This window comes from Mycobacterium sp. KBS0706 (assembly GCF_005938675.2).
Lineage (GTDB): Bacteria > Pseudomonadota > Alphaproteobacteria > DSM-16000 > Inquilinaceae > Inquilinus.
Genome location: NZ_VCCH02000189.1, coordinates 1 through 6,538, shown reverse-complemented (window position 1 = coordinate 6,538; position 6,538 = coordinate 1). Strand labels below are relative to the sequence as shown.

Below are 6,538 nucleotides of genomic sequence, written 5' to 3'. Positions count from 1 at the left end.
TTGGGGCTACGACGCCCAGAAGGGCGAGTTCACGGCCATGGTCAAGGCCGGCATCCTCGACCCGGCCAAGGTGGTGCGGATCGCGCTGCAGAACGCCGCCTCGATCGCCGGCCTCCTGATCACGACCGAGGCAATGGTGGCCGCGCTGCCGGAGACGGCCGCCGGCCCGTCGGCGCCGGATGCCGGAGGGATGGGCTTCTGATCTGTCTCATCCGTGACCGGCGGCAGCGCCGGTCACGGGCGACGGCATCGAAACGGCGTCAGGGCAGGATGCCGATGAACACCCGGCGGTAGGCGCTGATCAGATCCCCGGCGGAGGTCGCCGCGGCCCGGCTGAGCCGTTCCGCTCCGGATTCGCGCTCCCGCTCGACCAGCCGCACCAGCTCCTGAAACCGGCGATGCGCGATCGTCGCCGGGTCGATTCCGGCCCCGTCATGCGGCATGACGAAACCGGGCTCCGGCAGCTCGCGGGCCAGGACCCCCAGCAGGTCGAGCAGCTTGGCGCCGGTGTCGACGCGATGCCATCGATCCTCGTCCCACACCGATATCGTCGGCCTGATCTCCATCTGCATCATGCGTCTCCGTGTCTGTCCGGCGCGGCCGGTGGCGGCTGGAACGACCGTCAGCCCTCCATCGCCCGCAGCAGCGCTGCGATCTCGATCGTCGCGAGGGTCGAGAAAGTGTCGGAGACCGCGTAGGGCAGGATGATCTGGTCGCCGTGCCGCATCGCCCCGCAGGTGTAGACGACGTTGGGCACATAGCCTTCGCGTTCCGACGGCTCGGGCCGGACCAGCGGCTCGCGCGACCGGGCGAGGATCCTGGAGGGGTCGTCCTTGTCGAGGAGAACGGCCCCGATCGAATATCGCCGGACCGGCCCCACGCCATGGGTCAGCAGCAGCCAGCCCTGGTCGAGCTCGATCGGCGATCCGCAATTGCCGATCTGCACGAACTCCCACGGGAACCGGGGCTTCAGGATCGGCTGGCCGCCGTCCCAGACGCGCAGGTCGTCGGACTGGATCAGGTAGAGGCTCTCGTTGTCCTGCCTGCCGATCATGGCGTAGCAGCCGTCGAGCTTGCGGGGAAACAGTGCCATGCCCTTGTTGCCGGCGGCGTCCCCGCGCAGCGGGAACATCCGGAAGGAGACGAAGTCGGAGGTTTCGAGCATCTCGGACCGGATCGCCTGGCCGCTATAGGCGGTGTAGGTGGCGCGGAAGATCTTCGGGCCGCCCTCGTCGAATTCGACGAAGCGGGCATCCTCGATGCCGTGCGCCTGGGAGGCGGTGACGGGAAAGATCACCCGCTCGCTGATGTCCTCGTCCGGCGCAAAGACCAGTTCGACCTCGTCGCCGTGTGGGCCGGGCGTCCGCCGCTCCTCCCCGGGGATGGAAGCGAGCCGGGCGGACGGATCGACGGTCAGGCTGCCGTCGGCCGTGATCGAGCCCGACCGGAACGTCAGCGACGAGATATGCCCTTCGCCAACGGCGCGAAGGCTGAGGATGAAACGGCGCCCGCCCTCCGGCGCACCGGACTGGTCGGGATGAGGCACGATGCTGGGGTTGAACAGCGCCGCCGCCTCGAAGGCATATTCGAGCAGGAAATAGGCACCGACCAGTTGGCGCTGCGTCCTGGTGAACCGGACATGGGCCGCGAAAGCGTCCTCCATGTCGTCCGCCCGGGCCTCGAACCGCTCCAGCAGGCGGCGGTGGCGGCCCTCGAAATTCGCGAGCACTTCGGCCAGCTGGCCGGCGGCCGCCTCGGGCTCCAGCGCCAGCACCCGGTCGACGATGTGGTTCGCACGGGTCTTGTCGGTGGGATTCAGGTTCCGTGGCTCGGTCGCCGGCTTGAACGGGCGCACGACCACCCGGGCGGGATCCGGGCGCAGGTGGAGCGCCTGCCGGTTCAGGAAGGTGATTTGCGACAAGGCGTCCTCGGGCAGGCCAAGGGAAGGTCACGCGCTCAGGTCTCGGCCAGGCGCGGCACGAATTTCGCCCTGCCATCCACGGCATGCGCGATCTGGCGCATTTCGAGCTGGCTGAGAAGATAGGAGACGACCGATTCGCCGCCCTGATTCTCGTTCACACGGTCGGGATGCAGGCCGTCGCGGCAGCCGCCGGTCTCGGGATCGACCAGGGGCAGGGACAGGTCGTTGTCACCGAAGAACCAGGCGAAGGCTCGAGTCGCGTCGGCCTTCCACTCCGGTGCCCCCTCCGCACGCCATGCCGCCAGGCAGGCGGAAACGGTCGCCGTGACCTCCAGGGGCTGCTGATCGAAGGGCTGCGGCGTCATCCGTTTGTCGCCGAAGCTGCTCGACCCGACCGGCCGGAACACGCCTTCCGGCGTCGTCTGCAGCGCCATCAGCCAGTGCAGGGTCCGCAAGCCCGCATCGACGAACTCCGCCGACCGGACCGCCATTCCGGTGACGATCAGGGCCTGCGGCAGCCTGGCGTTGTCGTAGGCTAGGCCGTCCTCGAACCAGATCCAGTCCCGGGTCTCGACAACGGCGAGGATCGACATCAGCCTTGCGGCCAGGCCGTGCCGGACGCGTTCGGCAAGGGTATCCTCGGCCGTCACGGCGCAATAGGCGTCGAGTCCGAGCAGGGTGAAAGCCCAGGCGCGGGGCGAGCCGAAGGCCTCGACGGTCGGCAGCGCCTCGGCGAACAGCGCGGCGGCCCAGCGCCGCCGCGATACGCTGGCATCGCTACGGGCACATTCGCCAAGGGCCCAAAGCGTCCGGCCGTGGCTGTCCTCCGAACCGCTCTCCTCGAGCCAGCGCCGGTCGAAGCCCATGAAGTTGCGGAATCGTCGCGTGCCGGGATTCCAGGCATGCTGGACGAAGGCGGCAAGCCGGGCCGTCAGGATCTCGGGAAGACGGGCCTCTGGGGGCTGATTGAGGGCACAGGCCACCAGCAATGCGCGGGCATTGTCGTCGACGCAATAGCCATGGGACCGGTCGGGCACCGAATGCGCCGCGTGCTGGAACAGCCCGGTGTCGTCGCACATCGTCAGGAGATGGCCGAGCTGTGTCGACGGCGGTGCAAAGCTGGGGTTCATCGGCGCGCGCGCGTCGGGCCGCTCGACCACCCGGAACCGATGCCCACGCCGCGCACGCTCGAAGACGTCCCGGTATTGCTCCGCGGTGCGTGCCCAGGTCATCGACCGGCTGCTCGCATAGGCCCGACGGCGCATCGCCTCGCGCCGGATGTCGTCGGTCAGCAGCCCTGCGACCGCGGCACCTGTGGCCGCGGCATCGCCGGATGGGACCAGGATGCCGCGCCCGTCGGCCAGCAGTTCCCGGGCGTGCCAATAGGGTGTCGAGACCACCGCCTTGCCGAGGCCGAAGCTGTAGGCCAGGGTCCCCGACGTCATCTGCGCCTCGTCGAGATAGGGGGTGACGTAGACGTCGCACATCGAGATGAATTCTAGCAGCGTGGCCAGATCGACGAACTGGTCGAGCAGCACGACATGCCCTTCCACCCCGCGATCCCGCGCCCGGGCCGCCAGGCTTTCACGGTAGGCCTCGCCCTGGTCGCGGACCAGGTTGGGGTGCGTCGCGCCGAGCACGACATACATCGTGTCGGGCCGGCTCCGCAGGATTTCCGGCATGGCGTCGATCATGACCTCGATGCCCTTGTTGGGGGACAAGAGGCCGAAGGTCAAGACGACCGGCCGTCCGGCGAAGCCGAGCTTGATCTTCGCCGCGGTGGGCTCGGTGAAGGCGACGTCGGGAATGCCGTGCAGGATGACGTCGATCTTGTCCGCCGGCACGCCATAGACAGTCCGCAGCAGGTCGCGACCCTTCCGGGCCATGACGACGACCCGCGCCGATGCCCCGATGATCCGGCTCAGCGCGTCCCGCTGCGCCGCCGTCGGGTCGGCCAGGACCGTGTGGAGCGTGGTCACGACCGGCATGGTCAGGCGCGACAGCAGAGCCATGACATGGCCGCCGGCTTCGCCGCCGAAGATGCCGAATTCGTGCTGCAGCGAGACGACGTCGAACTCGCCGGCATTGAGGATCTCGGCCGCCCGGACATAGTCCTCGATCCGGCCATCGGCGATCTCGATGCGGACGGCAGCCGGGTAGTCATAGGCCTGGCCATGATCGGTCATCGCCGCGATGCAGGTGTCCGCCACCGCCTCCGACACCGCGACCGCCTGCTGCAGATCGGTGGTGAAGGTCGCTATTCCGCAGCGGCGCGGGAGCGAGTTGCCGATGAAGGCCACACGGATCGGCTGGGTCACGGCAACACCTCCATCGGAACGGCCGCCTGCCCGTCGCAGCGCGGCGACGGCAGGGGGCCGGAAAAGATCGATCGACGCGCCAGGCTCAGCCCTTCTTCTTGCTTTGGCCGGCGCCCGGGGCCGCCGCCCGGCTCAGCAGGTTCATGGTCGCGCCGTGAACCACCGGCTTTGCCGCCTGCTTGGGTTTCCGGATTTCGCGATTGCTGCGTTTCTGCCCTTTGGCCATGAAATCTCCTCTGCACCCGATGTGGTGGCGTGCGGTCCGTGGTGAAGGAAATGCACCGGCGATCGCGCCGACGCGATCAATCCACGGCTTTGAGATTGTCCGCGGATGGCTTCCCGCTCCTCTGATCGGTGACGAGATCGAAGCCCAGCTTCTGGCCCTGGTTCAGCTGGCCGAGGCCGGAGCGCTCGACGGCAGTGATGTGGACGAAGGCGTCCTTGCCGCCGTCATCCTGCGCGATGAAGCCGAAGCCCCGCTGGGCGTCGAACCATTTGACGGTTCCCGTTGCCATGAATTCCTCGTTTCGCAAGCGTTAGCCCGGCCGGCCCTCGACATTCGCGGGGCGCCCGAATTCGCATTCAGATGAGAGAATCCGGATCTCTGCTGCGCCCAATAGGGCGCAAAACCGAAATTCTATATCCGGAATTGATCTCGTAATCATGGACCATACCCGTCGAGATCCCTAGAAAATACGGCGGCCAATCCGCAAAAAAATAAATCGCCGGAATCACTTTTGAATAGGTGATATATTTCAGACACATGCAGGCATGAGCGGGATGTGGAACAATAATTCCCATCCAGACCGCTGCTTTTTTTGTCGCATTACCTGTCGGTCGACATCATATGAGGTGCCGTACCGCATTGATTCCCGCCCGAAATGCGACACGACCGGAACCTGGATCGTCCGTTCCCTCTTCAGGCGTCCGGTCACCACGGCGGCGGCGCACGACACGCCGGCTCAAGGAGACCATCATTGAAGATCGACAGCATGAAGCGGCTGGAGCGGGACGCCGAGCTCGGCGATGCCGTGGCGCAGTTCAATCTGGGTATCGTCTACGGCAATCGCAGCGGTGAGAACGACTATGCCGGCGAGAACCGGCGGATCGAAGCCATCCGGTGGCTGTCGCGCTCGGCCCAGCAAGGGCTGCCGCGGGCGCAAAGCCGGCTGGCCGAGATCTATGTCGAAGGCCCGGACGCTTCGAGGGATGCCGTCAAGGCGTGCGCCTGGTTTCTCCTGGCGGCGGCAGGGCAGCCCGGCGCGCGAGGCCAGGATGCCCGATCGGGCTACGAGCGCGCCGCCGCGCAGCTGACCGCGACGCAGGTCGCGCAGGCGCATCGCCGGGCATCGCGCTGGAAGCCGAAGATCGAAGCGGAGGAGACCGAGGCAGGGACGCCGAACCTCGCGACGGTGTCGCAATGAAAGCCTGGTTCGTCCCGCCCATCGTGATTCCGATCGGCCTCGTGGTGCTGATCGTCATTTACGCCGCAGCCCGGTCCTTCGCCTAGCCGCAGGCCTGGGCGAGGATGAGGGAGCCGCGAATGACCATGCGGACCAGCAGCAGAACCGTGACTTTCGTCCGGCCGTTCACCCTGAGCGGCATCGACGGGCCACAGCCGCCCGGAACCTACACGGTGGAGACGGACGAAGAACAGCTCGACGGTTCGTCGCCTCTCGTCTACCAGCGGGTCGCGACGATGATCCGCCTGCCCGGCCGGCCCGGGAGCGGCGAGCTGGTCCAGGTCGTCACCGTGGATCCGGACGAGCTGGCAACGGCCCTGCTGCGAGATGGCACGGTGCCGGCAGGACCCTCCCCGGAATTGCCCGCGACCGCCGGTCCCGCGGAAGAACCACGGGCCAGGGCCCCGCCGCGAGACGCGGGGAAGCCGCCTGCGCCACACCCGCTCGACCGGCTGCTGGGCGGTTGGCGATACTGGACGGCGACCAATCCCCGCGCGCCGGCCTGGATCGTCGCGATCGTTGCCGGTGTCCTGTTCGCCACGCTGATCGTCGCCTGGTGATCGGGCTGGCTGCCGTCGTCGGCCGTCAAGCGCGCCCGTTCAAGCCCGGCCGGCGGCCGGGAACCCGACCATCTGCTGCCGCTTTTCATCCCCACCGCGCGAAGAATGGCGCGCAGGGGGTCCCCACGGCTCAGGCTCCGTACCATGTGTAGCTGATGAATCTAGGTCGGCCCCGCCGACATGGGAATGACCGCGGGCGATTTTAGCCGGCCGGGCTCGCAGCCGAACGGTGTTATGGCGTGGCCGCCCGGCCCGGCCGCGCCGGGATCCGGCCGT

Annotated in this window: 8 protein-coding genes; 3 read left to right on the top strand and 5 right to left on the bottom strand. The window is 67.7% G+C overall.

The window, feature by feature from the left end:
- Nucleotides 1-202 (top strand): TCP-1/cpn60 chaperonin family protein (locus FFK22_RS40460; RefSeq protein ID WP_306770254.1); only part of this gene is annotated, 202 nt, incomplete at its 5' end.
- Nucleotides 203-260: 58 nt separating this feature from the next.
- Here FFK22_RS40460 and FFK22_RS40455 read toward each other — a convergent pair.
- From FFK22_RS40455 to FFK22_RS40440, 5 genes are all read right to left on the bottom strand, one after another.
- Nucleotides 261-572: a hypothetical protein gene (locus tag FFK22_RS40455; RefSeq protein ID WP_138893492.1), complete on the bottom strand. Its 312-nt coding sequence runs from the start codon at nucleotides 570-572 to the stop codon at nucleotides 261-263.
- 50 nt (nucleotides 573-622) lie between these two features.
- Nucleotides 623-1,921: a glycoside hydrolase family 130 protein gene (locus tag FFK22_RS40450; RefSeq protein WP_138893493.1), complete on the bottom strand. Its 1,299-nt coding sequence runs from the start codon at nucleotides 1,919-1,921 to the stop codon at nucleotides 623-625.
- Nucleotides 1,922-1,956: 35 nt separating this feature from the next.
- Complete coding sequence (locus tag FFK22_RS40445; protein ID WP_138893494.1) at nucleotides 1,957-4,239, bottom strand: glycosyltransferase family 4 protein; 2,283 nt, start codon at nucleotides 4,237-4,239, stop codon at nucleotides 1,957-1,959.
- Nucleotides 4,240-4,324: 85 nt separating this feature from the next.
- Nucleotides 4,325-4,465: a hypothetical protein gene (locus tag FFK22_RS43550; RefSeq protein ID WP_186002941.1), complete on the bottom strand. Its 141-nt coding sequence runs from the start codon at nucleotides 4,463-4,465 to the stop codon at nucleotides 4,325-4,327.
- Between the two features lie 76 nt (nucleotides 4,466-4,541).
- Nucleotides 4,542-4,754: a cold-shock protein gene (locus FFK22_RS40440; protein WP_138893495.1), complete on the bottom strand. Its 213-nt coding sequence runs from the start codon at nucleotides 4,752-4,754 to the stop codon at nucleotides 4,542-4,544.
- A 462-nt stretch (nucleotides 4,755-5,216) separates the two neighbouring features.
- Here FFK22_RS40440 and FFK22_RS40435 point away from each other — a divergent pair, with 462 nt between their 5' ends.
- On the top strand, nucleotides 5,217-5,663 hold the full coding sequence (locus FFK22_RS40435) for a tetratricopeptide repeat protein (protein WP_186002940.1): 447 nt from the start codon (nucleotides 5,217-5,219) through the stop codon (nucleotides 5,661-5,663).
- Nucleotides 5,664-5,782: 119 nt separating this feature from the next.
- Nucleotides 5,783-6,262, top strand: a complete 480-nt coding sequence (locus FFK22_RS43545; protein WP_186002939.1) for a hypothetical protein — start codon at nucleotides 5,783-5,785, stop codon at nucleotides 6,260-6,262.
- Nucleotides 6,263-6,538 lie beyond the last annotated feature (276 nt).

Coding starts and splice junctions, on each gene's coding strand:
- FFK22_RS40455 (WP_138893492.1), bottom strand. CDS start 572: ATGCAGATGGAGATCAGGCCGACGATATCGGTGTGGGACGAGGATCGA.
- FFK22_RS43550 (WP_186002941.1), bottom strand. CDS start 4,465: ATGGCCAAAGGGCAGAAACGCAGCAATCGCGAAATCCGGAAACCCAAG.
- FFK22_RS40440 (WP_138893495.1), bottom strand. CDS start 4,754: ATGGCAACGGGAACCGTCAAATGGTTCGACGCCCAGCGGGGCTTCGGC.
- FFK22_RS43545 (WP_186002939.1), top strand. CDS start 5,783: ATGACCATGCGGACCAGCAGCAGAACCGTGACTTTCGTCCGGCCGTTC.